The following is a 25,857-nucleotide window of genomic DNA, read 5'->3' as shown; positions in this document are numbered from 1 at the left end:
CCAATGGCTGGCCTGGATTTATCGCCAGACCAGCCTCGTTATAGCAGTAATTGCAGCAGCTGGGTGAGGGCAAACTTCACCGCTAATGCGAATGCCGTTTCGCAGTCGCCAGCAAAATTACTTTTTTTGTATACCCTTCCGTTATAATAATTTTCAAATTTATAAATCTGATTGTTCTGAAATATGTTTAAGACTCTTTAATCTTCTTCTTACTTTAGTGAGTAAAATTCTCTGAATATTTGACAGCTAGTTGCCTGATTTTAAATGCCTTATAACAATTGGCAGTATTCTTATTTGTCAATTATAAAAATAGCAACCAGACTTAATAAGTCAAACCAAACGCAATTAAGGAGTCAGTATGAAATTTCAGGCCATTGTATTAGCAAGTTTTCTTGTCATGCCTTATGCGTTGGCAGATGACCAGGGCGGATTAAAACAGGATGCAGCGCCACCGCCGCCTCATGCAATAGAAGATGGCTATCGCGGAACCGATGATGCAAAAAAAATGACCGTTGATTTCGCAAAAAACATGCACGATGGCGCTTCGGTTTCACTACGCGGTAATTTGATTTCTCACAAAGGAGAGGACCGTTACGTTTTTCGCGATAAGAGTGGTGAAATTAATGTTGTTATTCCTGCGGCAGTCTTTGATGGACGAGAAGTTCAGCCGGACCAGATGATCAACATTAGCGGCAGTCTGGATAAGAAAAGCGCGCCGGCCGTCGTTCGGGTCACTCATTTGCAGAAATAAAAATAAATTAGCCTGATGGCCTGAACTACTGGGCCATTAGGGTATTGGGTTATGCTATTTGTCATCCTTTTATTTACGATAATGCAGAGGTAATTTACAGAATTAAACACTTTTTTATCCGCTGATTTTGTTTTAAATCACAATGTTATCTCAGAGATGACTCATAACTTCGGATTTCTATGAAAATATTGACGTAATTTTGCTTTTCTCTCGTTAGAATAGCGCGCACAAGGAACTGTGAAAAAGGAGTGGCAATGATCAAGAAGACAACGGAAATTGATGCCATCTTGTTAAATCTCAATAAGGCTATCGATGCCCACTACCAGTGGCTGGTAAGTATGTTTCACAGCGTGGTCGCGAGAGATGCCAGTAAGCCAGAAATAACGGATAACCATTCTTATGAACTGTGCCAGTTTGGTCGGTGGATTGATCATCTGGGACCACTCGATAACGATGAATTACCTTACGTTCGGCTAATGGATTCTGCCCATCAACATATGCATAACTGTGGTCGGGAATTAATGCTGGCTATTGTTGAAAATCACTGGCAGGACGCGCATTTCGACGCCTTTCAGGAAGGGTTGCTTTCTTTTACTGCGGCATTAACCGATTACAAAATTTATTTGCTGACGATCCGTAGCAATATGGATGTTTTGACGGGATTGCCGGGTCGTCGGGTTCTTGATGAATCCTTTGATCATCAGTTACGCAACGCTGAGCCTCTGAATCTTTATTTAATGTTGTTGGATATTGACCGATTTAAATTGGTTAATGATACCTACGGGCATTTAATCGGCGATGTAGTATTACGCACCCTGGCAACTTACTTAGCCAGTTGGACGCGCGATTACGAAACGGTTTATCGCTACGGTGGCGAAGAATTTATCATTATTGTCAAAGCGGCTAATGATGAAGAAGCATGTCGTGCAGGTATCAGAATTTGCCAGTTAGTCGATAACCATGCCATCAAACATTCTGAAGGGCATATCAACATTACCGTGACTGCAGGTGTGAGTCGCGCATTTCCTGAAGAGCCTCTGGATGTGGTCATTGGAAGAGCGGACCGGGCAATGTATGAGGGTAAGCAAACCGGAAGAAATCGCTGTATGTTTATTGACGAACAAAACGTGATTAACCGAGTTTAAGCTCCGTTTAACATTCATTGAGAAAACTGATGCTACTGTGTCAACGATCCGTTATCAGTGCAGGAAAATGCCTGTTAGCGTAAAAGCAAAACACAAATCTATCCATGCAAGCATTCACCGCCGGTTTACTGGCGGTTTTTTTTCGCCGTCATAAAAATCAGGCCCCTTGTACACAGTTGTAACAAGGGGCCGGTTAGGTGAGGGATTATCTCCGTTCATTAGTCATCCCATTTGTGGCTGAAATACGCGGCCAGAAAACCAGAAAATAAAATTATTCCCAGTACGGCCATAAAAACATTCATATTACCCAGCATTATTTGCCTCCGTTTATGGTGTGGTGTGTTTCCTCGCTTACCTTAATTTTCATCTCAATGAGAAAGATATTAGCAGAGGTAACCTAAACGAAGGCTGAATTAAATTTTTATTGTGTTCGACTTAAATCAACAAAGCGCGGGCTGCCCCCACGGTCTTGCACGAATTCCTTTTAACATAAGCACCCACGCAGCAATGATCACCAACGCTAAGATGATAAACAGCGAGAAAGGCGGCAGACTGGTAAGCACTATGCCACTCACTAATGGGTTAATCGCCGCACCAAGCCAGCCTAAAGACTGAGCGGAAAAATAGCTGGCTTTCATTCCTGGCGGCGCAATATGGTCAATCAACATATACTCGCCCGGCGCATAAATGATTTCACCGACAGTAAATACCGCAGCTGACATACCCCACAATAGCAGGCTGTTGCCGGAAAAAATAAAACCGACCAGCCCAATGACGAAACAGAGGGTGCCTGCTGTCATCAGCGCGCGGATGTTAGCCGGGTTAAGTCGGCGGCCCACGGAATATTGCAACGTAACTACCATGGCAGCATTAACCGGAAGAACAACCGCAACCACCTTTTCGGCAAAATCACCATCAGCAATCACCATCACATATTGTGAAATGCACGAGGCAAATGCGCCGCTAACAAAGGAAGCCAGAAAACCAGAGCAGGTAAACCACAACAGTGCTTTATCTTGTAATAAAACTTTCGGCGACCAGGCACTGCCTGTTTCCGTGGCGATGATTTTCTCGCTGCGCTTTACCCAAATTTGAATGAAAAGCATGGGAAACGCGGAACAGATAGCTGCCAGCCAAAAGGGCAGATTGATGCTCTGCATCACCAACAGCGTGCCGAGCGGCGGACCGATGGTCCACCCAATGTTGAGCATGGTGTAGTTGATTGAGAAGATTTTCGTTTTGCTGGTGGAGGAAAGATTGTCGGCAAACCAGGCTTTCAACACGGTAGCAAAAACGGAATAGGCGCAGTTAATAAGGGCAAAAAAGAGCACCACCAGCGTCACGTTATTCACTAAAGGAATGGCAATAAAACCGCTGGCGAAGGCGGTAATTGCCAGTAACATATAGCGTTTCTTGTCGAACTTATCCGCCAGGATACCAAAACCGAGGCTAAAAACGACGCCAATAGTGAGCGCAATTGTCATCGCATAACCGATTAGATCGACACTCAGGCTGTACTGGCGACTCAAGTAAATGGTCATAAACGGCAGCGTAGCGCCGCGTCCGATGGTTAATAACAACGACGAGGCAAGAAGGGCGCTGGTAGAGCGTCGTAGGGATAAGTTCATTTGTCTGTCCGGCAGTGCGTTTCGTTATGTTTTGTTTTAGAGATGTAAAGAAATAGCATGGCAAAAATCCGAAGTATAGCGACTTATTTGCGCATTAATGCCGTCGTAATCGCCGACTAACGAATCAACTGTTAAAGAAAAGTAAATTCAGCTAAGTTGATTGCTTACAAAAGATGAAATTCAGAGGCGGTAGAATGTCGCGAAAAGATGGGGTGTTGGCGCTACTGGTAGTGGTCGTATGGGGGCTAAATTTTGTGGTCATCAAAGTGGGGCTTCATAACATGCCACCGCTGATGTTGGCCGGTTTGCGCTTTATGCTGGTTGCTTTTCCGGCTATCTTTTTTGTCGCACGACCGAAAGTACCACTGAATTTGCTGCTGGGGTATGGATTAACCATCAGTTTTGCGCAGTTTGCTTTTCTTTTTTGTGCCATTAACTTCGGTATGCCTGCTGGACTGGCTTCGCTGGTGTTACAGGCACAGGCGTTTTTTACTATCGTGCTTGGCGCGTTTACTTTCGGTGAGCGACTGCATGGCAAACAATTGGCGGGGATCGCCTTAGCGATTTTTGGCGTACTTGTGTTAATCGAAGATAGTCTGAACGGTCAGCATGTGGCGATGCTCGGCTTTATGTTGACCCTGGCGGCAGCATTTAGTTGGGCGTGTGGCAACATCTTCAATAAAAAGATCATGTCGCACTCAACGCGTCCGGCGGTGATGTCGCTGGTAATCTGGAGCGCTTTAATCCCAATCATTCCCTTCTTTGTTGCCTCGCTGATTCTCGATGGTTCCGCAACCATGATTCACAGTCTGGTTACTATCGATATGACCACCATCTTGTCTCTGATGTATCTGGCGTTTGTGGCGACAATTGTTGGTTATGGGATCTGGGGGACGTTACTGGGACGCTATGAAACCTGGCGGGTTGCACCGTTATCGTTACTGGTGCCCGTAGTAGGACTGGCAAGTGCGGCACTATTGTTGGATGAACGCTTAACGGGTCTACAATTTTTCGGTGCGGTGCTCATTATGACCGGGCTGTATATCAATGTATTTGGCTTGCGGTGGCGTAAAGCGGTAAAAGTGGGAAGTTAATAAGCCCCGAGATGTCGGGGCCAGAACAAACTACATAGCGTGTTGATTATAATAGGGCACGCCGAGCGCATCCGACTTATCACTGCCAGTACCCATGTGATTTAAATCAAACGGTGGTTGTTCCTGCGATGGGGGAACAACCACGACATTGGCACAGGAAGTAACAACCTGCTGCGTGGTTTGTTCCGCAATGCCCTGCGTGGAAAAGAGAATAAACGCAGGTGCTATTGCGGATAAAAGTGGTTTCATGATTGCCTCAGTGACGTTGTCACGTTATCAACTAGCTGTTGTAATGATTTAATGGATGTAAAAAGCGCGATTCGCCCTGCATATTGGTCATCCGGTATTTATGCGGCGGAACATCAAAGTAATTTTTGAAGGTTCGGGTCAGAGTTTGTTGCGACTCGAAGCCATATCGTTCTGCCAGATAGAGTATCGGCTCGTTACTTTCCTTCAGCTTTTGCGCGATTTCCGTCATCTTACGGCTGCGGATGTATTGGCCTAATGAATGACCGGTTTCTTTTTTAAACATCCGTTGCAGGTGCCATTTAGAGTAACCCGAACGCTCTGACACTTTCTCCAGTGACAGTGGCGATTCCAGGTTGTCCTCGATCCAGTCCAAAATGCTATGAATGGTAATAGCGTCAGTATTGCGTCTGGACATCGTCATACCTCTTTTTTTGTTTACGGCAGGACTTTCTTAAGCAAATGCTCAAGTGTTGCCACTTCGTCCGCCGTCAGGTTTTTTGTTAATTCTTGATGCAGGTCCTGGCCAACTAATTGATGGCATTGTTCACATATTGCCGCGCCGCTGGTGGTAAGTTTTACCAGTACGCCGCGCTTGTCATTCGGGTTCGGCAACCTTTCCACCCAGCCTTTACAGACCAGGCGATCCAGCATACGGGTCAGCGCCCCCAGGTCGACCGACAATACCTTTTTCAGTTCAACCGGAGTAATACACGCCGCGCAGCGGATAGAGCAGAGCACCTTAAACTGTGCCGCGGTAATATCCAGCGGAGACAGATACTCGTTAAGCAGGCGATCTTTCTTCTGATTAACCATATGGATTAAGCGACCCAATGGAATAATTTCATTGAACAGATCGCTGGTACTTTTCACATTAGTTGCCCTGGCAAGTAATTAGTTGCAAGGGATAATATTGCCCAGGCAAGTATAAGTCAAATGAATGAATTGACCGATGCCACGTTTTGCTAAATCGGTTCAAGTTTTGGTCAATGCGATGCAAGGTTAGCTAAAGAGTGACACTTTATCGTTGTTTACCCCTTATACTTTTCGCTGATAAACCAGATACACAGGATAACAACCACCAATGTTAGATTTGTTTAAAGCAATAGGCCTGGGGCTGGTGGTGTTACTGCCGTTAGCTAACCCATTAACAACTGTCGCGTTATTTCTTGGCCTGGCAGGCAACATGAACAGTGCTGAACGTAATCGTCAGTCGTTGATGGCCTCGGTGTACGTATTTGCCATCATGATGGTGGCGTATTACGCCGGGCAACTGGTGATGGATACATTTGGCATTTCGATTCCCGGTCTGCGAATTGCAGGCGGCTTAATCGTCGCGTTTATCGGTTTTCGGATGCTCTTTCCGCAACAGAAAGCGATTGATTCACCGGAAGCGAAAAGCAAGTCGGAAGAGCTGGAAGATGAACCCAGCGCCAATATTGCTTTTGTACCACTGGCAATGCCAAGTACCGCCGGTCCGGGAACCATAGCGATGATTATTAGCTCGGCGTCCACAGTGCGTCAGAGTTCAACCTTTGCTGATTGGGTACTGATGGTTGCGCCGCCGCTGATCTTTTTCCTGGTGGCGGTTATTTTGTGGGGAAGTCTACGCAGCTCTGGCGCAATTATGCGGCTGGTGGGTAAGGGGGGCATTGAAGCGATCTCCCGTCTGATGGGATTCCTGCTGGTATGTATGGGGGTGCAGTTTATTATTAACGGCATCCTGGAAATCATTAAAACGTACCACTAAAAAAGGCCCAAATGGGCCTTTCAACTATTGCGTCTGTTCTTCGAGTGTCACTGGCCAGCGGCGGAAAATGATGATTGACCATATTAACGCGGCAAAGGCAGGCACCGCGCCCACATAACCAATCATCGACATTGACCAGTGCAGACTGACCTGATTACCTACCAACGCACCCGCGCCGATTCCAATATTAAATATCCCGGAGAATAGCGCCATCGCGACGTCGGTAGCATCTGGTGCCAACGCCAGCACTTTAACCTGCATACCAAGCCCGATGATCATCATCGCTATCCCCCAGAAAATACTCAGCACCCCGAGGTGTATTTCACTGTTCGCCGCAGGTAGCAGCAGTGCCAGGCACACCAGCAACAACGCAATCGCCGTACTCACCAACGCAGACGCATACTGATTACCCAGTTTACCGAAAATCACGCTGCCAATAATGCCCGCACCACCGAGTAATAACAGTAATGCCGTGGCAAAGTTGGCGCTGAATCCCGCAATGTTTTGCACAAAAGGCTCGATATAGCTGTATGCCGTGTAATGGGCGGTGACAACCACCACAGTTAACAAATAAATGCTCATCAATGCCGGGCGGCGGAATAATAGCGGGAGGCTTTTCAGCGAACCGGAATGCTCACTGGGCAGTAAGGGAAGTAACTTAATCAGGCACAAAAGGGTGATAAGCGCCCCGATACCAATCGCGAAGAAGGTCATTCGCCAACCGAAATACTGCCCCACAATGCGCCCGAGAGGTAAACCTAAGACCATCGCCAGTGCAGTACCGGTGGCAATTAAACTCAATGCCTGTGCTCGCTTCCCGGCCGGAGCCATACGGATCGCCAGAGACGCCGTAATCGACCAGAAAATCGCATGTGCAAAAGCCACACCAATGCGACTGATCACCAGAACGGTAAAACTCCACGATAAAAACGACAGTACGTGGCTGGCAATAAACACCACAAACAGGCAGATCAGTAATTTGCGCCGTTCAACCTGGCTGGTCATTAACATAAAAGGCAATGACATTAGCGCTACTACCCATGCGTAAATGGTCAACATAATGCCGACCTGAGCGGTTTGCATGTGAAAACTCTGCGCAATGTCAGAGAGCAGGCCAACTGGGACAAATTCGGTGGTGTTGAAGATGAAGGCGGCGACTGCCAGCGTAACGACCCGTAGCCACGCTACTTTGCGGGAAACAGTGTTTGTTGTCATAACAGATTATCGGGTGAGTTGCGAAAAAGTGATGAAATGATCTTAAAACGGTTAATGATGTGAATACAATGCATTTGTGATCTGGATCGCATTTCCATCTCTCTGACGGTTGTTCTGTCACGCATCAGAGAGTTGTTAACATCACATTTTAATGACGATCAGGAAGGGGGCCTGTTCTTCTTTTACCTGAGGTGCAATATTACGAACGGGAAAATCATCAGGAAGTGAGATGAAATTGCTGATGCTTACTGGCGTAACCATATTTGCCCCATATAGTCATAAGTCATCGGAGCATCACTATATAGAGCATATTAGCCGCAAGAACTATCAAAAATAGCTCATTACTAACTCTGTTTTGCCGAGTCAGACACATCCAGTAGTTGAATAAATGCCTCAAGCGGACGCGTTTTCGCACCGCGACGCCAGACCAGCCAGGTTGTTAACCAACGCCATTGCTCAGCTAACGGCCACGCTTCAACCTGGTGATGCCCCGGCATACTTTCCAGCATTGAGCGTGGAATAAGCGCAATGCCTGCTCCTGCGACCACACAGGCCAACATCCCGTGATACGACTCCATCTCGTGAATAGTTCCCGGAGCGGCACCGTCAGCATGAAACCAGCTCTCGAAGTGGCGACGATACGAACAATTGGCGCGGAAGGCATAAATGTTACTGCCATTAACCTGACTGGCACGGGTTACTGGCGCATGTCCTTGTGGCGTGACAATCATCAGCTCCTCGCGGTACACCGGTATCCCGTCAATGGCAGTATGGTTAATGGGCCCATCAATAAACGCCGCATTCAGTTTTCCCTCCAGCACCCCTTCCAGCATAGTGCCGGAAGGGCCGGTGGAAAGTGAAAACTGAATTTTGGGATAACGACGGTTAAATTCCGCCAGCATGGCCGGAATGCGCACTGCAGCGGTGCTTTCCAGCGAACCAAGAGAAAATAAACCTTGCGGCTCATCGCCAGCGACAATGCTCCGCGCTTCATCCACTAATGCGAGAATTTGTTGGCTATAGCGTAAAAAGTTATGCCCGGCAGGCGAGAGACGTAAACGCTGATTCTCGCGAATAAACAGATCAACCCCCAGTTCTGTTTCCAGCTGACGTAGACGGGTAGTGAGATTCGACGGCACGCGATGCACTTTTGCTGCAGCCTGGGTAATGCTGCCAGCTTCGGCAACCGCGTTGAACATCTCCAGTTGGGTCAGATCCATAACATTCTCGATTCGTGAATAAGTGGCTTAATATTATTCATTTTAAAGCAAGAGTAAATCTGCGTATCTTCATACCATGACTCATAAAGGAGATACCCCGATGACCATTACTCCGGCAACTCATGCAATTTCGATAAATCCTGCCACCGGTGAACAACTTTCTGTGCTGCCGTGGGCTGGTGTTGACGATATCGAAAACGCACTTCAGCTGGCGGCAGCAGGCTTTCGCGACTGGCGCGAGACAAATATAGATTATCGTGCTGAAAAACTGCGTGATATCGGTAAGGCTCTGCGCGCCCGTAGCGAAGAAATGGCGCAAATGATCACCCGTGAAATGGGCAAACCAATCAACCAGGCGCGCGCTGAAGTGGCGAAATCGGCGAATTTGTGTGACTGGTATGCAGAACATGGGCCGGCAATGCTGAAGGCGGAACCTACGCTGGTGGAAAATCAGCAGGCGGTTATTGAGTATCGACCGTTGGGGACGATTCTGGCGATTATGCCGTGGAATTTTCCGTTATGGCAGGTGATGCGTGGCGCTGTTCCCATCATTCTTGCTGGTAACGGCTACTTACTTAAACATGCGCCGAATGTGATGGGCTGTGCACAGCTCATTGCCCAGGTGTTTAAAGATGCGGGTATCCCACAAGGCGTATATGGCTGGCTGAATGCCGACAACGACGGTGTCAGTCTGATGATTAAAGACTCGCGCATTGCTGCTGTCACAGTGACCGGAAGTGTTCGTGCTGGAGCGGCTATTGGCGCACAGGCTGGAGCGGCACTGAAAAAATGCGTACTGGAACTGGGTGGTTCGGATCCGTTTATTGTGCTTAACGATGCCGATCTGGAACTGGCGGTGAAAGCGGCGGTAGCCGGACGTTATCAGAATACCGGACAGGTTTGTGCAGCGGCAAAACGCTTTATCATCGAAGAGGGAATTGCTTCGGCATTTACCGAACGTTTTGTGGCAGCTGCGGCAGCCTTGAAAATGGGCGATCCCCGTGATGAAGAGAACGCTCTCGGACCAATGGCTCGTTTTGATTTACGTGATGAGCTGCATCATCAGGTGGAAAAAACACTGGCGCAGGGTGCGCGTTTGTTACTGGGAGGGGAAAAGATTGCTGGGGCAGGTAACTACTATCCGCCAACGGTTCTGGCGAATGTTACCCCAGAAATGACCGCGTTTCGGGAAGAAATGTTTGGCCCCGTTGCGGCAATCACCATTGCGAAAGATGCAGAACATGCGCTGGAACTGGCTAATGATAGTGAGTTCGGCCTTTCAGCGACCATTTTCACCACCGACGAAACACAGGCCAGACAGATGGCGGCACGTCTGGAATGCGGTGGGGTGTTTATCAATGGTTATTGTGCCAGCGATGCGCGAGTCGCCTTTGGTGGCGTGAAGAAGAGTGGCTTTGGGCGTGAGCTTTCCCATTTTGGCTTACACGAATTCTGTAATATCCAGACGGTGTGGAAAGACCGGGTCTGACGCTATATATTCAGCTCTGATATACTCGCAGGTCTTTTCAGACCTGCGGTCCAGGAGTAGAAAGTGGCAGTCGCCATGGATAATGCAATTTTAGAAAACATCTTGCGGCAAGTGCGGCCGCTCATTGGTCAGGGTAAAGTCGCGGATTATATTCCGGCGCTGGCTACGGTAGACGGTTCCCGATTGGGGATTGCTATCTGTACCGTTGACGGACAGCTTTTTCAGGCCGGAGACGCGCAAGAACGTTTTTCCATTCAGTCTATTTCCAAAGTGCTGAGTCTCGTTGTCGCCATGCGTCATTACTCCGAAGAGGAAATCTGGCAACGCGTCGGCAAAGATCCGTCTGGATCACCATTCAATTCTTTAGTGCAACTGGAAATGGAGCAGGGTATTCCGCGTAATCCGTTTATTAATGCCGGTGCGCTGGTGGTCTGCGATATGTTGCAAGGGCGATTAAGCGCACCTCGGCAACGTATGCTGGAAGTCGTGCGCGGCTTAAGTGGTGTGTCTGATATTTCCTACGATACGGTGGTAGCGCGTTCCGAATTTGAACATTCCGCGCGAAATGCGGCTATCGCCTGGCTGATGAAGTCGTTTGGCAATTTCCATCATGACGTGACAACCGTTCTGCAAAACTACTTTCATTACTGCGCTCTGAAAATGAGCTGTGTAGAGCTGGCCCGGACGTTTGTCTTTCTGGCGAATCAGGGGAAAGCTATTCATATTGATGAACCTGTGGTGACGCCAATGCAGGCGCGGCAAATTAACGCGCTGATGGCGACCAGCGGTATGTACCAGAACGCGGGGGAGTTTGCCTGGCGGGTGGGACTACCGGCAAAATCTGGCGTTGGTGGCGGTATTGTGGCGATTGTTCCGCATGAAATGGCCATCGCAGTCTGGAGTCCGGAACTGGATGATGCCGGTAACTCGCTTGCGGGCATTGCCGTCCTTGAACAATTGACGAAACAATTAGGGCGTTCAGTTTATTAATGCAGTCTCTCGATCCACTCTTCGTGCGTTTATCCCGTTCAAAATTTCGCTCTCGCTTTCGTTTGGGTGTGAAAGAGCGTCAGTATTGTCTGGAGAAAGGCGCGCCAGTCATTGAACAACATGCGGCGGATTTTGTCGCTAAACGTCTTGCTCCGGCATTACCGGCTAACGACGGTAAGCAAACCCCCATGCGCGGGCATCCGGTTTTTATCGCTCAACACGCCACCGCGACCTGTTGTCGCGGTTGTCTGGCTAAGTGGCATAACATTCCTCAGGGGGAAGCGTTAAGTGAGGAGCAACAACGTTATATTGTGACGGTAATCTACCACTGGCTGGTTATACAGATGAATCAGCCATGATAATTACGGAAATCGATAAAATAGCATTCCCAGGATATCTTTAGTTGCCGCCGTTGTCAGCGAACATGCTATCCTTTCTAAGAATTTACTTATTGCGTTGAGATAATTGCCACCCGCAATTGTATGGACAGATAATTAATGCATGTACAGCCCATTTCAACTTTCCGTTTGTTCCAGGAAGGTCATCTGCTACGTAATAGCATCGCTATTTTTGTGCTAACCACGCTGTTCTATTTTATTGGTGCAGAGTTACGGCTGGTTCACGAACTTTCTCTTTTCTGGCCGCTGAATGGCGTAATGGCGGGGGTGTTTGCCCGCTATGTCTGGCTTAATCGACTGCATTACTATGCGATCAGTTATGTGGCGATGCTGGTTTATGATGCCATAACCACCGAATGGGGGCTGGTTTCACTGGCTATCAATTTCTCCAATATGATGTTTATTGTTACCGTCGCCTTACTGGTCGCGCGGGATAAGCGTCTGGGAAAAAATAAGTATGAGCCAGTAAGTGCCTTACGGCTATTTAATTACTGTCTGATTGCCGCATTATTATGCGCTATTGTCGGGGCGATTGGTTCGGTCAGTATTGATAGTCTGGATTTCTGGCCTTTGCTTGCGGACTGGTTCAGTGAGCAATTCTCAACGGGCGTGTTGATCGTGCCTTGTATGCTGACGTTGGCTATTCCGGGAGTGCTGCCGCGCTTTAAAGCAGAACAGATGATGCCCGCCATCGCGTATTGTGTCGGTTATTGCCTCGGTAGTCATTGGCGGAGCGGGGAGTCTGGCGTTCCCGCTGCCTGCATTAATCTGGTGTGCCGTGCGCTATACGCCGCAGGTAACATGTCTGTTGACCTTTGTCACCGGTGCGGTGGAAATCGTACTGGTGGCAAATTCGGTGATTGATATCTCGGTCGGTTCGCCGTTCTCCATTCCGCAAATGTTCTCCGCACGTCTCGGTATTGCTACGATGGCGATATGCCCAATTATGGTTTCTTTTAGCGTGGCAGCGATCAATTCGCTAATGAAGCAAGTTGCGCTGCGAGCCGACTTTGATTTTCTGACTCAGGTTTACTCACGGTCCGGTCTTTATGAGGCGCTGAAAAGTCCATCGCTGAAACAGACACAACATCTGACTGTCATGCTGCTTGATATCGACTATTTCAAAAGCATTAACGATAACTATGGACATGAATGTGGCGATAAAGTGTTAAGCGTGTTTGCCCAGCATATTCAGAAGATTGTCGGTGATAAGGGGCTGGTGGCGCGAATGGGCGGCGAAGAATTTGCTGTTGCAGTGCCATCGGTGAATCCTGTCGATGGTCTGCTAATGGCGGAAAAAATCCGTAAAGGCGTTGAACTGCAACCGTTCACCTGGCAACAAAAAACGCTTTATCTCACGGTAAGTATTGGCGTCGGTAGTGGTTGCGCATCGTACCGAACGCTGACCGATGACTTTAATAAATTGATGGTCGAAGCCGATACATGTCTGTATCGCTCGAAGAAAGATGGGCGCAACCGTACCAGCACTATGCGTTACGGTGAGGAAGTTGTCTGACATCTTTATTCATTCACAGCGATTTTAACGGAATGTGTTCTACCACTTTATTGAGCGAATAAAAGGCGTAGTTCCTCGATAAAACCATGATCCGCGCCACACTTTTCTCATAAAACTGCTCATTAATCATCAGGAGTTGATCAAAACAGGGGTTCGGTGTATTAAAGTTTGCTAACCTGTCGTACCAATTCAAACAGGTTGTATGACTAATCAGAAGGGAACCCATTGTGAAAACACTAAATCGTCGCGATTTTCCCGGTGCACAGTATCCAGAACGTATCATTCAGTTTGGTGAAGGTAACTTCCTGCGCGCCTTTGTTGACTGGCAAATCGATCTCCTGAATGAGCACACCGATCTGAATTCTGGCGTGGTCGTTGTTCGTCCGATTGAAACTTCATTCCCACCGTCACTGAGCACACAGGATGGTCTGTACACCACCATTATCCGTGGCCTGAATGAGAAGGGTGAAGCGGTCAGCGACGCGCGTCTGATTCGCTCGGTTAATCGTGAAATCAGCGTCTACAGTGAATACGATGAATTCCTGAAACTGGCGCACAACCCGGAAATGCGCTTTGTTTTCTCTAACACCACCGAAGCGGGTATCAGCTACCATGCGGGCGATAAATTCGATGACGCGCCAGCGGTAAGTTATCCGGCAAAACTGACCCGTCTGCTGTTCGAACGTTTTAGCCATTTCAACGGTGCGCTGGATAAAGGTTGGATCATCATCCCGTGTGAGTTGATCGACTACAATGGCGACGCGTTGCGTGAACTGGTGCTGCGCTATGCGCAAGAGTGGGCACTGCCAGAAGCATTTATTCAATGGCTGGATCAGGCTAACAGCTTCTGTTCTACGCTGGTGGACCGTATCGTTACCGGTTATCCGCGCGATGAAGTGGCTAAACTGGAAGAAGAACTGGGTTATCACGATGGTTTCCTCGACACCGCTGAACACTTTTACCTGTTTGTGATTCAGGGGCCGAAATCCTTAGCGACCGAGCTGCGTCTGGACAAATATCCACTCAACGTGCTGATTGTTGACGATATTAAACCGTATAAAGAGCGCAAAGTGGCAATCCTCAACGGTGCGCACACCGCGCTGGTGCCGGTGGCGTTCCAGGCAGGGCTGGATACCGTAGGTGAAGCGATGAACGATGCTGAAATTTGCGCATTCGTTGAAAAAGCCATCTACGAAGAGATTATTCCGGTACTGGATTTGCCACGCGATGAGCTGGAGTCTTTCGCCAGTGCAGTCACCGGACGTTTCCGTAACCCGTACATCAAGCATCAACTGCTGTCTATCGCGCTCAACGGTATGACCAAGTTCCGCACACGCATCCTGCCGCAGCTGCTGGCAGGGCAGAAGGCAAACGGCACACTTCCGGCGCGCCTGACTTTCGCATTAGCGGCATTGATTGCGTTTTATCGCGGTGAGCGTAATGGAGAAACATATCCGGTACAGGACGATGCACACTGGCTGGAACGTTATCAGCAACTCTGGAGCCAGCATCGTGACCGTGTTATCGGTATCCAGGAACTGGTAGCGATTGTGTTGGCAGAAAAAGACCACTGGGAGCAGGACCTGACGCAAGTGCCTGGTCTGGTCGAGCAGGTGGCTAATGACCTGGATGCGATTCTCAAAAAAGGAATGCGCGAAGCTGTACGTCCGTTGTGCTAATACTCTGAACCCGGTTTCGACCGGGTTTCTTATTTCACTATATTAGTTACAACATCCTATGCGCCTTTATCATTAACAGGTGCCACATGCAGCACCTGTTAATGTTGTAAGCTTGTAGGTAATTTGTAAGTAGTGTCTTGAGAATGTGATCGTAATCACGTTTAATAGGGCGACTTTTCCACGCCTGAAGATAACCATGATTGTTCGTCCACAACAACACTGGCTGCGCCGTATTTTTGTCTGGCACGGTTCAGTATTATCCAAGATATCCTCGCGCTTACTACTCAATTTTCTCTTTTCTATCGCTGTTATTTTCATGCTGCCCTGGTACACGCATTTGGGCATTAAATTCACCCTCGCACCGTTCAGCATTCTCGGTGTCGCCATCGCCATTTTTCTTGGTTTTCGTAATAATGCCGGTTACGCCCGTTACGTTGAAGCGCGAAAACTTTGGGGGCAGTTGATGATTGCCTCGCGGTCGTTACTGCGCGAGGTAAAAACGACATTGCCGGATTCGGCAAGTGTAAGGGAGTTTGCCCGGCTGCAAATCGCCTTCGCCCACTGTTTACGCATGACATTACGCAAACAGCCACAGGCGGAAGTGCTGGCTCATTATCTCAAGACTGAAGATCTTCAGCGTGTACTGGCTTCTAACTCTCCAGCTAACCGCATCTTGTTAATAATGGGGGAGTGGTTGGCGGTTCAGCGACGCAATGGACAACTTTCAGATATCCTGTTTATTAGCCTCAACGATCGGCTTAATGATATTTCAGTGGTCCTGGCAGGATGCGAGCGCATTGCCTATACGCCAATTCCCTTTGCCTACACCCTGATTTTGCATCGCACCGTGTATCTGTTTTGTATCATGCTGCCGTTTGCGCTGGTCGTGGACCTGCATTACATGACGCCTTTTATCTCTGTGCTGATTTCCTACACTTTTATTTCGCTGGATTGTCTGGCGGAAGAACTGGAAGATCCCTTCGGTACTGAAAACAATGACTTACCGCTGGATGCCATCTGCAACGCTATTGAAATTGACCTGTTACAGATGAACGATGAAGCAGAAATTCCAGCGAAAATTCTTCCCGATCGCCATTACCAGCTGACGTGATAATTACTCCGTACGGCGGGCAACAATAAACAGACGCGGAAATGCCAGCAATATCTGTCCGTTCTCCTGGAGGGGATATTGCTCTTCCAGCATCTGATGGTAGCGCGTAAGAAAATGCTGCTGTTCGCTCTCGGTCAGATCCTGTAACCACGGACGTAATCCAGTGGCGGTCACCCAATCGATAATCGACTGGTGCGACGGCATCTGGTGATAGTAAGTGGTTCGCCAGATATCGACCTCACATCCGGCTTCACTCAGAATATCGTAGTAAGCATGAACGCCAGCCAGCGGCTCACGCCCGCGATCCGGATAATTTTGTTCCCAGGCGACTTCGCGCATGAGCACATGGGTTGGCTCTAGCCAGTTATCTGGCATCTGTACTGCCAACACACCATGCGAATTAAGTAAAGAAACCAGATGAGGGAACAATTCGTAGTGGTCGGGCAGCCATTGCAGTGAGGCATTAGCAAAAATCAGATCGAGTGCCTGTTCCGGTTGCCAGTTGCGGATGTCTGCTTCCACGAACTGGCAGTCTGGCAAAGTACTGCGCGCTTCAGCAATCATCGCCGGAGACGAGTCGATGCCTGTTATCCTGGCCGCAGGCCAACGTTGATGCAGCAGGGTGGTGCTGTTACCTGGGCCACAGCCAAGATCGGCAACGTATTTGATATTCTCCAGCGGCACTCTGGCAAGCAGCTCCACCGCCGGACGCGATCGTTCAGCGGCAAAGTGCAGATATAAAGAGGGGTTCCAGTCAGACATTTATTTACTCCCGTCAGCGCGTTACCCCAATTGTAGATAAAACTGATAAATTCGCCTCACGGCATCAACCCATTGAACAGACGTTTTTTACGCGGCCCGGTCATTAAAGATTCCAGTTTCGCGACACAGGTTTTGTAGTGGGGCGTGGTTTTATGGAATGCCACTGCGTCTTCATCTTTATAGGCTTCGTAGATATAAAAGCGCGAATTCACTTCCGGGTCCTGTAAGACATCGAAGCGCAAATTGCCTTCTTCCTGTACAGAGCCCAGGTGGTTCTGGCGAAAAACTTCGATAAACTCGTCAACCTTGTCTTCATGAACGTTAATTTCAACCAGTGTGACGTGCATAATTCTTCTCCTTAAATCCGCAGTTACTGTTTTTCACTCAGATAGAGTTCATATGCCCGATCAGCCGTTTCGTTATGGTGTACCACCGCCTGTACGGCTTTCATCATCGCCACCGGATGGTCAGACTGGAAAATATTACGCCCCATATCCACACCAGAAGCGCCCTGATCGATAGCCTGCCAGCACATTTCAAGCGCCTCGCGCTCCGGTAACTTTTTACCGCCAGCAATAACAATGGGTACCGGACATCCGGCAACAATCCGTTCAAAACCTTTATCGACATAATAAGTTTTGATAATCTGCGCCCCCATTTCAGCGGCGATTCGAGTCGCGAGCGAGAAATAACGCTGATCGCGCACCATATCTTTGCCCACACCAGTCACGGCCATGGTCGGTATTCCCGCTTTCATTCCGGCATCGACCAGCTGAATAATATTTTTGATCGACTGATGTTCATATTCGCTGCCGATATAAACCTGCGCCGCCACCGCGCAACTGTTCAGGCGCACGGCATCATCCATCGATAACGCCACGGCTTCATTACTTAACTCCGCCAGAATAGAGTTCGCACCTGACGCCCGCAGTACCACCGGCTTATTGGTCGCAGGGGGGACTACGCTGCGCAAAATGCCGCGCGTACACATTAATACATCGGCATGTTCAAACAGCGGGGCGATATTTATATCAATGCGTTCAAGTCCGGTAGTCGGCCCCTGAAAATAACCATGATCAAAGGCCAGCATCACGGTTTTACCCGTTTTCGGATTAAATATCCGCGATAAGCGTGACTGCATTCCCCAATCCAGTGCACCGCAACCTTTCAGGGTAAAAGGGATATTTTGTTGCGGTTGATCGGTACGAAAATCTTTACCATCTTTAATATCATCTAAATCTGCCATAACGTACTCCGGTTAAGTAATGCACATCAGAAATCGTATTTGCCGATATTCTCTTTGTTGAATATCACGCGCTCCGGTAACAGTACGATGCCATTACCATCAGCTTCGTAGTCATAGCCCTGAACGCTGTTTGGCGAGACTTCCACCTGACCTACGCCCTGGATATCCAGCTTGTCGCCCGTTTTCATTGATCCTTTTTTCAATAATGCATCCGCGACATAAACTGATATTTTGCCTTGCTGAACCACATCCCACAGGCCAAATTCTTTCACCGTGCCGCGTTCCACATATGGACGCATCACGTTTGGCGTACTGAATCCGACAATCGCAACTTTGTCATTTTTCAGGTTTTCTGCGGCTTGTGCGGCAGCGGGCAGGGCATTGGCATCGGGGGCGATAATGGCGTCGAGATCGCTATAGGCTTTTAATATTCCTTCTGCGGTTTGTAACGATTTAGTGGCATCGTTATAGCCAAACTGCGTAGTGACAATTTCCCAGCCTGGATGCTCTTTGGCGATTTTCGCTTTCGCTTCTTTCACCCACTGGTTTTGGTCCGTAACGGTGGGGCTTGAGTAGAAAAACGCGACTTTGGCTTTGTCTTTATTCACCTGACGCGCCGCCATATCCACCAACATACCTCCCAACTGGGCGGGCGTTCCCTGATTAATGTAGTAAGAGCGGCACTCCGGTTTAGTATCAGAGTCCCAGGTCAGCACTCTCACACCACGTTGCATGGCGCGTTTCAGTGCCGGACACAAGCCATCAGGCGAAACCGCAGAAACGATAATGGCGTTATACCCCTGATTGACGAAGTTATTAATCAACTGTACCTGACCAGAAACACTGGGTTCTGTCGGCCCGTCGTAGGTCACATCAACGCCCAACTCTTTACCCGCTTGTTGTGCGCCGTTGCCACCGCTGGTAAAAAATCCCACGCCAACCAGTTTGGGAATAAATGCAATACGCTCTGCCGCCTGCACATTCATAGAGATTACGGCAATGCCAAGCGCGCTAAGTAAGGCGATTTTCTTAAAGCGATGAAGTGTCATGAAGATATCCTTTATGGCAATGGGTTATTGGCCCGACGCGCCAGCCACTCTTTAATTTGCTGGCGATGCAGGCTAACGGAACGACCTACGACAACGACGATAAGTAGCGCACCGGAAAGGGCGCTGGACACCTGATTTGGCACTCCTGCCATTTGCAAACCTTGTTGCAAATATCCCACTAATAAAACCGCTATGGCGGTGCCGATAATGGAACCAGAACCACCATAAATATTGGCACCGCCGAGCACTACGGCGGTGATGGCGGGCATCAGAAACGACGCACCGAGATCGGAACGTGCTGAACCAAAATACGATACCAGCAGCACAGCGGCGACCGCAGACGCCAGCCCCGTCATGGCATAGAGCGCACACAAGGTGCGGTTAACTGGAATCGCGCTATAAACCGCCACACGCGGGCTTTGCCCAATTAAAAACACGTTACGTCCGGCATGGGTTTTATGCAGCCAGAGCCAGAAAACGAGGAGACATATCAGGAAGATAATCAGCGGAACGGGGAGCCCCAGCACATCCAGGTTAGCGAAATCTGTAAACGCCATCGGGAATCCACCAATACCTTCGTACCCCGTCGCTCCGGCCATCCCGGAAAGCAGCAGGGCGCTTCCGGCAAACAGATACAGCGTGCCAAGCGTAATCACCAGCGGGTTAACTTTGGTATAGATAATTAATCCGGCGTTGATCAGCCCGCACAATGCGCCGAGCAGTAAGGTCAGAAGAATCGCCAGCGGCATCGGCACACCACTTTGAAACAGTACGCCCAATGCAATGGCGCAGAGGCCGATGGTCGAACCAAACGAAATATCGATCCCGCCACTGACAATCACCATCGTCAGCGGTAGGGCGACAATGCCAATGCAGATAAAGTCACTGGTGCTGAACAGCAACATATTGAGATCTAACATCCGCGGGTTAATTGCACCAAATGCAACAATCTCAATAACGAGCAGTGCGGCAAGAGCCAGTTCCCAACCGTAGCGAATACGCATTACGCGGCCTCCCGTTTTTTACCTGACGAAGCGGGTTTAACGGATGGCGGTGGCATCATAAAGCGGGCATATTTTTGCCGCCGCAGATTACGTTCCAGCGCACAACGCAGGCGTCCATCAAACACCAGCACCGCCAGCAGAACCATGCCCGCGATAAAATCATTCCACCATGCCGGAATGCGCAACAGCACCAGTACACTATCGATCTGCGTCAGGAACCATGCGCCGAGTACCGCACCGATGATCGCGCCGGAACCGCCGAGCAAACTAATGCCGCCCAGCACGCAGGCTGCAATTGCTTTCATCTCCAGCCCGGTACCGGTCTGGTTGGGGATAAAACCAATCTGCGAAGCAAACACAATTCCCGCCAGTGCCGCCATGCAGCCGTTCAACGAAAATGCCACAATGCGAATGGCTTCCGTACGAACGCCCAGTTGACGAGCGCCCTGTAAATTATCGCCCGTGACATAAAAACTGCGTCCAAACGCCGTCTTTGCCAGCAGCCAGGCCATAAATGCCACCAGAATTATCGTCAACCAACCAATCGCGGAAACGCCAAACAGCAGCGGGGCGGAGAGTTGTTTCAGTTCGGCGGGTAATCCCTCAATCCATTTACCGCCAGTCCACAGCAACATGATGCCTCTGTACAACCCTAACGTGCCAAGGGTGGCAACAATGGCAGGGATCTTTAGCCACGCGACCAGGACACCGTTGAAAAATCCCGCGAGCAAACCAAGCAGTAAAGTCGCGACACAAGCAACAGGTAGTGAATACCCCGCGTTCAGTAACATCCCCAACAGCACCGCGCACATTCCGGTAATCGAACCCACTGAAACATCAATATTGCGCGTAAGCATTACCAGCGTCGCGCCCATTGCCAGCAGGATCAGGATTTGCGCGCTGCTATAAACCATGGTCAGCGTTTGCACACTTAAATACTGACGGTCGAGAAAACCGGGTAATACAAACAGCAGCACCACCGCCAGCAGTGCCGTGATTTCACGGTTGTTCTGAATAAATTTCAGCATGACGCCTCCTGACGCTGACTATCTCCGAAGGCAACGCGCATAATGGTCTCGACATTAATATCGCGTCCGGTCAGTGCAGAGTGGGCAATTTCGCCCTGATGCATCACATACACGCGATCTGCCATCAGTTCGATCTCTTCCAGATCAGAGGAGATAAGCAGCACAGCCACATTTTGTGCGGCGATGCTGCGCAACAGTTGGTAGATATCATTACGCGCCGAGACATCCACGCCGCGCGTCGGCTCATCGACAATCAAAACTTGCGGCGAAGCTTCCAGACATTTGGCAATCAGGATTTTTTGCTGGTTGCCGCCGGATAAGGTCCGCGCAGCTTGTTCCGGTTGGTTAAATTTAATATTCAGCGCCCGGCGATATCGTTCCAGGGTGGCATTATCTTTCGCGGTTTTCGCCCAGAATCCACGAAGGTTATGAGTAAGGACGCAGACGTTCCACGCCAGTGAAGCATCGAGATTAAGTCCGGATGACTGGCGATCTTCCGGCAGATAAACCAGACCGCGCAGTAAACGTTCTCCGGTGGATAATCTATTGATATCTTTACCATTCAGCATAATGCGTCCGCCACGCAAAGTACGCAGACCATAGAGCGTCTCGGCCAGTTCTGTGCGTCCGGCTCCCACCAGTCCAGCCAGGCCCAGAATTTCTCCGGCATTGAGCGTCAGGCTGACATTCCTGAAACCTTCGCCGGTCAGATTTTCCAGTGTCAGCACCGGCGTTCCGGCGGCATGTTGTGGGCGGTTGCCAGGTAATTCCAGCCATAATTTTTGGCTGGCAGAGAGCGATTTTTCCCGTAGCGCTGGCGTGATGGCCTGAATAATGTCGTCGGTAGACAGTTCGCTGGTTTTGCCGCTTAAGGCGATGGTTCCGTCGCGCATCACGCTAATCCGATCGGCAATCTGGCGAATTTCCGGCAGCTTATGCGAGATAAAAACAATACCCACGCCAGTAGCAAGCAGCTCTTGCAAGCGACTAAACAAGCGTTCGGTTTCCGCAGGGGTAAGCGAGGCGGTAGGTTCATCGAGGATCAGAATCTGCGAGTCGCGCATCAGCCCACGGAGGATTTCCACCATTTGGCGATCGGCGACATCCAGCGATCCTGCCAGACTATGCAGATCAAACTGGCAGCCCAGCGCCACCAGCAAGTTATTCATTTTCTGTATGGAGAGTTGTTTTTTGCCAGACCAAACAGGATGTTTTCTTTTATCGACAGGCTTGGAAAAAGCAGCGGTTCCTGGGGAACGAGATAAATGCCCAGCTGATGAGCATGAACTGGCGTTAATCTGGTGTAGTTGTTGCCCCCAATCTCCAGCGTACCGCTATCAGCAGGGGTAATACCGGCAATAATCTTCATTAACGTCGATTTACCGGCACCATTGCCGCCGAGCAGTGCGTGGACCTCCCCCTGATGCAACGTAAAATCGATGCCTTTCAGGACATTAACCCCTGAATACTGTTTATAAACCGAGCGGGCGCAAAGTAGCGGTAACGCGCGGGTATCACTCGTTTGCATATTTCCCCCGTTCAGTTTTGCAGGTGAGTTTTGAACAAATGTATTTCTGCTTTTAATTTGTTCATAACCTTAGGTGGACATTGCACATATTTCCGACGAATAGATCACAATTTATGCTATTTTGATTTTCACGGTTGCGTTTGTTCATGCTCATAGAGTCAAACTGTGGTTGCCATCACAGATATAAATGCGCAAGAACTGAACAATTGCATTAAAGATTTAAGTATGTTCAAAGTGAAGAATGAATTATGACAATCAACGATTCGGTAATTTCAGAACAGGGAATGTGTGAAGAAGAACAGGTCGCGCGGATTGCGTGGTTTTACTACCACGACGGGCTGACCCAGAGTGAGATCAGCGATCGTCTCGGCCTGACCCGTTTGAAAGTGTCGCGATTACTGGAGAAAGGGCATCAATCCGGCATTATTCGCGTACAGATTAATTCACGCTTTGAAGGCTGTCTGGAATATGAAACACAATTACGTCGTCAGTTTTCGCTGCAACATGTCCGGGTGATCCCAGGGCTTGCGGATGCTGATGTCGGCGGGCGACTGGGGATAGGCGCGGCGCATATGTTGATGAGTTTACTTCAACCACAACAGATGCTGGCGATTGGTTTTGGCGAGGCAACCATGAATACGCTGCAACGCTTAAGTGGTTTTATTTCGTCACAGCAAATTCGCCTGGTCACGCTCTCCGGTGGAGTCGGTTCTTATATGACGGGTATCGGGCAGCTTAACGCGGAGTGCAGCGTGAATATTATTCCGGCTCCGTTGCGGGCATCCTCCGCTGACATTGCCCGTACGCTAAAAAATGAAAATTGCGTCAAAGATGTTCTGCTAGCCGCGCAAGCAGCGGATGTGGCGATTGTCGGCATTGGGGCTGTGAGTCAACAAGACGACGCAACAATCATTCGCTCCGGCTATATCAGCCAGGGCGAACAGTTAATGATTGGTCGAAAAGGGGCGGTTGGCGACATTTTAGGCTACTTTTTTGATGCAAAAGGTGACGTTGTCACGGATATCAAAATACATAACGAACTGATTGGCTTACCTTTAAGCGCGCTGAAGACCATACCCGTCCGGGTTGGCGTGGCAGGGGGAGAAAATAAAGCCGAAGCCATTGCCGCTGCAATGAAAGGCGGTTATATCAACGCACTGGTTACCGATCAGGATACAGCAGCGGCGATTTTACGTAGTTAAATTTGCATGACCTTATTACCGGGAATGATGGAGAACGTACAGAGGAACAGACAGAACGCATAAGCCGAGGATAATCTAATGGCTCGACTCTTTACCCCTTCTGAATCAAAGTACTACCTGATGGCGCTGGATGCAGGTACCGGAAGTATTCGGGCTGTGATATTCGACCTGGAAGGCAATCAAATAGCCGTGGGACAGGCGGAGTGGCGGCACCTGGCAGTACCGGACGTTCCTGGTTCTATGGAATTTGATCTCAACAAAAACTGGCAACTGGCGTGTGAGTGTATGCGCCAGGCGCTGCACAACGCCGGCATAGCCCCGGAGTATATCGCTGCCGTTTCGGCATGTTCGATGCGCGAAGGTATTGTTTTATATAACAATGAGGGAACACCGATCTGGGCCTGCGCCAATGTGGATGCCAGAGCGGCGCGCGAAGTTAGCGAACTTAAAGAACTGCACAACAATACCTTTGAAAACAAAGTTTATCGAACGACCGGGCAAACGCTGGCTTTAAGCGCCATCCCCAGATTACTTTGGCTGGCGCACCATCGTTCTGATATCTACCGTCAGGCATCAACCATCACCATGATCAGCGACTGGCTGGCCTATATGCTCAGCGGCGAACTGGCGGTGGATCCCTCTAACGCTGGCACCACGGGACTTCTTGATCTAACCACCCGTGACTGGAAACCTGCATTGCTGGATATGGCCGGACTGCGGGCCGATATTCTTTCTCCTGTCAAAGAAACCGGCACATTGCTGGGCGTGGTAAGTTCACACGCGGCAGAACTCTGCGGTCTGAAGGCGGGCACTCCGGTGGTCGTTGGAGGAGGTGACGTGCAGCTTGGTTGCCTGGGGTTAGGCGTTGTACGTCCGGCACAAACCGCGGTTCTTGGCGGCACATTCTGGCAGCAAGTTGTAAACTTAGCCGCGCCGGTGACAGACCCAGAAATGAACGTGCGCGTTAATCCCCATGTTATTCCTGGCATGGTACAAGCTGAATCTATAAGCTTTTTTACCGGACTAACCATGCGCTGGTTCCGCGATGCTTTCTGTGCCGAAGAAAAACTGATTGCCGAACGTTTAGGCATCGACACCTATACGCTGCTGGAAGAGATGGCCAGTCGGGTGCCGCCTGGGTCGTGGGGCGTAATGCCGATATTCTCCGACAGAATGCGCTTTAAAACCTGGTATCACGCTGCGCCTTCCTTTATTAACTTGTCCATTGACCCGGATAAATGTAACAAAGCGACATTGTTCCGTGCGCTGGAAGAAAATGCGGCGATTGTATCAGCGTGTAACTTACAGCAAATTGCTGATTTCTCGAATATTCATCCCACCTCGCTGGTTTTTGCTGGCGGAGGTTCAAAAGGGAAATTATGGAGTCAAATTCTCGCTGATGTCTCGGGATTACCCGTCAATATTCCGGTAGTCAAAGAAGCCACCGCATTAGGATGTGCCATTGCAGCTGGCGTCGGTGCCGGAATTTTTTCATCAATGGCAGAAACCGGAGAACGCCTGGTTCGCTGGGAACGGACGCACACACCAGACCCGGAAAAGCATGAACTTTATCAGGATTCACGCGATAAGTGGCAGGCAGTTTATCAGGATCAGCTGGGGCTGGTTGATCATGGACTGACGACGTCGTTATGGAAAGCGCCTGGGTTATAGTTTCATTGACAGCCACACCATGATGACCGTGGCTGTTAGTTTTTGAGTATTGGTATTCTCATTTCCCTTCTTTTAGAGCTGGCTTGTTAAATGCCAGCTTGCAGATTCATCGTTCCATCACCAGTACTATATTCA

The 25,857-nt window shown here is 49.4% G+C and carries 25 protein-coding genes and 4 pseudogenes; 12 read left to right on the top strand and 17 right to left on the bottom strand.

Going from position 1 to position 25,857, the window contains the following annotated elements; genetic code table 11:
• Positions 1-38 precede the first annotated feature (38 nt).
• Positions 39-119: pseudogene (locus tag ACJHWT_RS18335) on the bottom strand (hypothetical protein); the annotation flags it as partial.
• Between the two features lie 239 nt (positions 120-358).
• Between ACJHWT_RS18335 and ydeI the strand changes: the two are divergent.
• Complete coding sequence (gene ydeI, locus ACJHWT_RS18330) at positions 359-751, top strand: YdeI family stress tolerance OB fold protein (protein ID WP_000671731.1); 393 nt, start codon at positions 359-361, stop codon at positions 749-751.
• 254 nt (positions 752-1,005) lie between these two features.
• Positions 1,006-1,896: a diguanylate cyclase DgcZ gene (gene dgcZ, locus ACJHWT_RS18325; protein WP_000592798.1), complete on the top strand. Its 891-nt coding sequence runs from the start codon at positions 1,006-1,008 to the stop codon at positions 1,894-1,896.
• 114 nt (positions 1,897-2,010) lie between these two features.
• Here dgcZ and mgtT read toward each other — a convergent pair whose 3' ends face one another.
• The 3 genes from mgtT to ydeE all read right to left on the bottom strand — a co-directional run bounded on the left by mgtT (position 2,011) and on the right by ydeE (position 3,524).
• On the bottom strand, positions 2,011-2,115 hold the full coding sequence (gene mgtT, locus ACJHWT_RS18320; RefSeq protein WP_212734532.1) for a hypothetical protein: 105 nt from the start codon (positions 2,113-2,115) through the stop codon (positions 2,011-2,013).
• The gene (mgtS, locus tag ACJHWT_RS18315) at positions 2,115-2,210 is read right to left on the bottom strand and encodes a protein MgtS (RefSeq protein WP_000901367.1); all 96 of its coding nucleotides are present in this window, start codon (positions 2,208-2,210) and stop codon (positions 2,115-2,117) included. The genes mgtT and mgtS overlap by 1 nt, the downstream gene beginning before the upstream one ends.
• A 126-nt stretch (positions 2,211-2,336) precedes the next feature.
• Entirely contained in the window at positions 2,337-3,524 is a 1,188-nt protein-coding gene (ydeE, locus tag ACJHWT_RS18310; RefSeq protein WP_001054178.1) for an efflux MFS transporter YdeE, read from the bottom strand.
• 194 nt (positions 3,525-3,718) lie between these two features.
• Here ydeE and eamA point away from each other — a divergent pair, with 194 nt between their 5' ends.
• Entirely contained in the window at positions 3,719-4,618 is a 900-nt protein-coding gene (eamA, locus tag ACJHWT_RS18305) for an O-acetylserine/cysteine exporter (protein ID WP_000087219.1), read from the top strand.
• Positions 4,619-4,648: 30 nt separating this feature from the next.
• Here eamA and marB read toward each other — a convergent pair whose 3' ends face one another.
• Genes marB through marR form a run of 3 tightly spaced genes read right to left on the bottom strand, consistent with a single transcriptional unit; the run spans position 4,649 to position 5,737 of the window.
• The gene (gene marB / locus ACJHWT_RS18300; RefSeq protein ID WP_000803533.1) at positions 4,649-4,867 is read right to left on the bottom strand and encodes a multiple antibiotic resistance protein MarB; all 219 of its coding nucleotides are present in this window, start codon (positions 4,865-4,867) and stop codon (positions 4,649-4,651) included.
• Positions 4,868-4,898: 31 nt separating this feature from the next.
• Positions 4,899-5,282 carry an MDR efflux pump AcrAB transcriptional activator MarA gene (marA, locus tag ACJHWT_RS18295; RefSeq protein ID WP_000091199.1) on the bottom strand — a complete coding sequence of 128 codons (384 nt, stop codon included), beginning with the start codon at positions 5,280-5,282 and terminating at the stop codon, positions 4,899-4,901.
• A 20-nt stretch (positions 5,283-5,302) separates the two neighbouring features.
• Positions 5,303-5,737, bottom strand: coding sequence for a multiple antibiotic resistance transcriptional regulator MarR (gene marR, locus ACJHWT_RS18290; protein WP_000843419.1), 435 nt, complete (start codon positions 5,735-5,737; stop codon positions 5,303-5,305).
• Positions 5,738-5,948: 211 nt separating this feature from the next.
• Between marR and marC the strand changes: the two genes are divergently transcribed.
• Entirely contained in the window at positions 5,949-6,614 is a 666-nt protein-coding gene (gene marC / locus ACJHWT_RS18285) for an NAAT family transporter MarC (protein ID WP_000885033.1), read from the top strand.
• 24 nt (positions 6,615-6,638) lie between these two features.
• Here marC and ydeA read toward each other — a convergent pair whose 3' ends face one another.
• The 3 genes and pseudogenes from ydeA to ptrR all read right to left on the bottom strand — a co-directional run bounded on the left by ydeA (position 6,639) and on the right by ptrR (position 9,049).
• Positions 6,639-7,829, bottom strand: a complete 1,191-nt coding sequence (ydeA, locus tag ACJHWT_RS18280; RefSeq protein ID WP_000210799.1) for an L-arabinose MFS transporter — start codon at positions 7,827-7,829, stop codon at positions 6,639-6,641.
• 159 nt (positions 7,830-7,988) lie between these two features.
• Positions 7,989-8,090, bottom strand: a pseudogene (gene yneK / locus ACJHWT_RS18275) (putative protein YneK); the annotation flags it as partial.
• Between the two features lie 83 nt (positions 8,091-8,173).
• On the bottom strand, positions 8,174-9,049 hold the full coding sequence (ptrR, locus tag ACJHWT_RS18270) for a putrescine utilization regulator PtrR (protein WP_000366493.1): 876 nt from the start codon (positions 9,047-9,049) through the stop codon (positions 8,174-8,176).
• 100 nt (positions 9,050-9,149) lie between these two features.
• Here ptrR and sad point away from each other — a divergent pair, with 100 nt between their 5' ends.
• The 6 genes and pseudogenes from sad (at position 9,150) to ACJHWT_RS18240 (ending at position 16,232) form a co-directional block, all read left to right on the top strand.
• On the top strand, positions 9,150-10,538 hold the full coding sequence (gene sad, locus ACJHWT_RS18265; RefSeq protein ID WP_001317833.1) for a succinate-semialdehyde dehydrogenase: 1,389 nt from the start codon (positions 9,150-9,152) through the stop codon (positions 10,536-10,538).
• 63 nt (positions 10,539-10,601) lie between these two features.
• Entirely contained in the window at positions 10,602-11,528 is a 927-nt protein-coding gene (gene glsB / locus ACJHWT_RS18260; protein WP_000257409.1) for a glutaminase B, read from the top strand.
• A complete protein-coding gene (locus ACJHWT_RS18255) occupies positions 11,528-11,887 on the top strand; it encodes a DUF4186 domain-containing protein (RefSeq protein WP_001191042.1) in 360 nt (119 codons plus the stop codon). The genes glsB and ACJHWT_RS18255 overlap by 1 nt, the downstream gene beginning before the upstream one ends.
• A gap of 138 nt (positions 11,888-12,025) precedes the next feature.
• Positions 12,026-13,442: pseudogene (locus ACJHWT_RS18250) on the top strand (diguanylate cyclase domain-containing protein).
• Positions 13,443-13,669: 227 nt separating this feature from the next.
• Complete coding sequence (gene uxaB / locus ACJHWT_RS18245; protein ID WP_000854630.1) at positions 13,670-15,121, top strand: tagaturonate reductase; 1,452 nt, start codon at positions 13,670-13,672, stop codon at positions 15,119-15,121.
• A gap of 196 nt (positions 15,122-15,317) precedes the next feature.
• On the top strand, positions 15,318-16,232 hold the full coding sequence (locus ACJHWT_RS18240) for a bestrophin family protein (protein WP_001317832.1): 915 nt from the start codon (positions 15,318-15,320) through the stop codon (positions 16,230-16,232).
• 3 nt (positions 16,233-16,235) lie between these two features.
• Here the strand turns inward: ACJHWT_RS18240 and tam are convergent, their stop codons facing one another.
• The 7 genes and pseudogenes from tam to lsrA form a co-directional block, all read right to left on the bottom strand.
• Positions 16,236-16,994, bottom strand: coding sequence for a trans-aconitate 2-methyltransferase (gene tam, locus ACJHWT_RS18235; protein WP_001286572.1), 759 nt, complete (start codon positions 16,992-16,994; stop codon positions 16,236-16,238).
• Positions 16,995-17,050: 56 nt separating this feature from the next.
• Positions 17,051-17,341 carry a (4S)-4-hydroxy-5-phosphonooxypentane-2,3-dione isomerase gene (gene lsrG, locus ACJHWT_RS18230; RefSeq protein WP_000558527.1) on the bottom strand — a complete coding sequence of 97 codons (291 nt, stop codon included), beginning with the start codon at positions 17,339-17,341 and terminating at the stop codon, positions 17,051-17,053.
• A 23-nt stretch (positions 17,342-17,364) separates the two neighbouring features.
• A complete protein-coding gene (gene lsrF, locus ACJHWT_RS18225) occupies positions 17,365-18,240 on the bottom strand; it encodes a 3-hydroxy-5-phosphonooxypentane-2,4-dione thiolase (RefSeq protein WP_000774172.1) in 876 nt (291 codons plus the stop codon).
• A gap of 26 nt (positions 18,241-18,266) precedes the next feature.
• Positions 18,267-19,289, bottom strand: coding sequence for an autoinducer 2 ABC transporter substrate-binding protein LsrB (lsrB, locus tag ACJHWT_RS18220; RefSeq protein WP_000172485.1), 1,023 nt, complete (start codon positions 19,287-19,289; stop codon positions 18,267-18,269).
• An 11-nt stretch (positions 19,290-19,300) separates the two neighbouring features.
• Positions 19,301-20,293, bottom strand: a complete 993-nt coding sequence (gene lsrD / locus ACJHWT_RS18215) for an autoinducer 2 ABC transporter permease LsrD (protein WP_001222725.1) — start codon at positions 20,291-20,293, stop codon at positions 19,301-19,303.
• On the bottom strand, positions 20,293-21,321 hold the full coding sequence (gene lsrC / locus ACJHWT_RS18210; protein ID WP_000911179.1) for an autoinducer 2 ABC transporter permease LsrC: 1,029 nt from the start codon (positions 21,319-21,321) through the stop codon (positions 20,293-20,295). Before lsrC ends, lsrD begins: the two co-directional genes overlap by 1 nt.
• Positions 21,315-22,849 (bottom strand): annotated as a pseudogene (gene lsrA, locus ACJHWT_RS18205) (autoinducer 2 ABC transporter ATP-binding protein LsrA). The gene lsrC and the pseudogene lsrA overlap by 7 nt, the downstream one beginning before the upstream one ends.
• Before the next feature lie 248 nt (positions 22,850-23,097).
• Here lsrA and lsrR point away from each other — a divergent pair.
• Positions 23,098-24,051, top strand: a complete 954-nt coding sequence (lsrR, locus tag ACJHWT_RS18200) for a transcriptional regulator LsrR (RefSeq protein ID WP_000154356.1) — start codon at positions 23,098-23,100, stop codon at positions 24,049-24,051.
• Positions 24,052-24,129: 78 nt separating this feature from the next.
• Positions 24,130-25,722 (top strand): autoinducer-2 kinase, encoded by a 1,593-nt coding sequence (gene lsrK, locus ACJHWT_RS18195; protein ID WP_000113152.1) that lies wholly within the window; start codon positions 24,130-24,132, stop codon positions 25,720-25,722.
• Positions 25,723-25,857: the final 135 nt, after the last annotated feature.

Origin of the sequence: Escherichia sp. WS338, assembly GCF_046486405.1 — a bacterium.
Classification (GTDB): domain Bacteria; phylum Pseudomonadota; class Gammaproteobacteria; order Enterobacterales; family Enterobacteriaceae; genus Escherichia; species Escherichia coli.
Note: the sequence above shows the minus strand (reverse complement) of the source record. Positions and strands in the feature narration are given on the sequence as shown.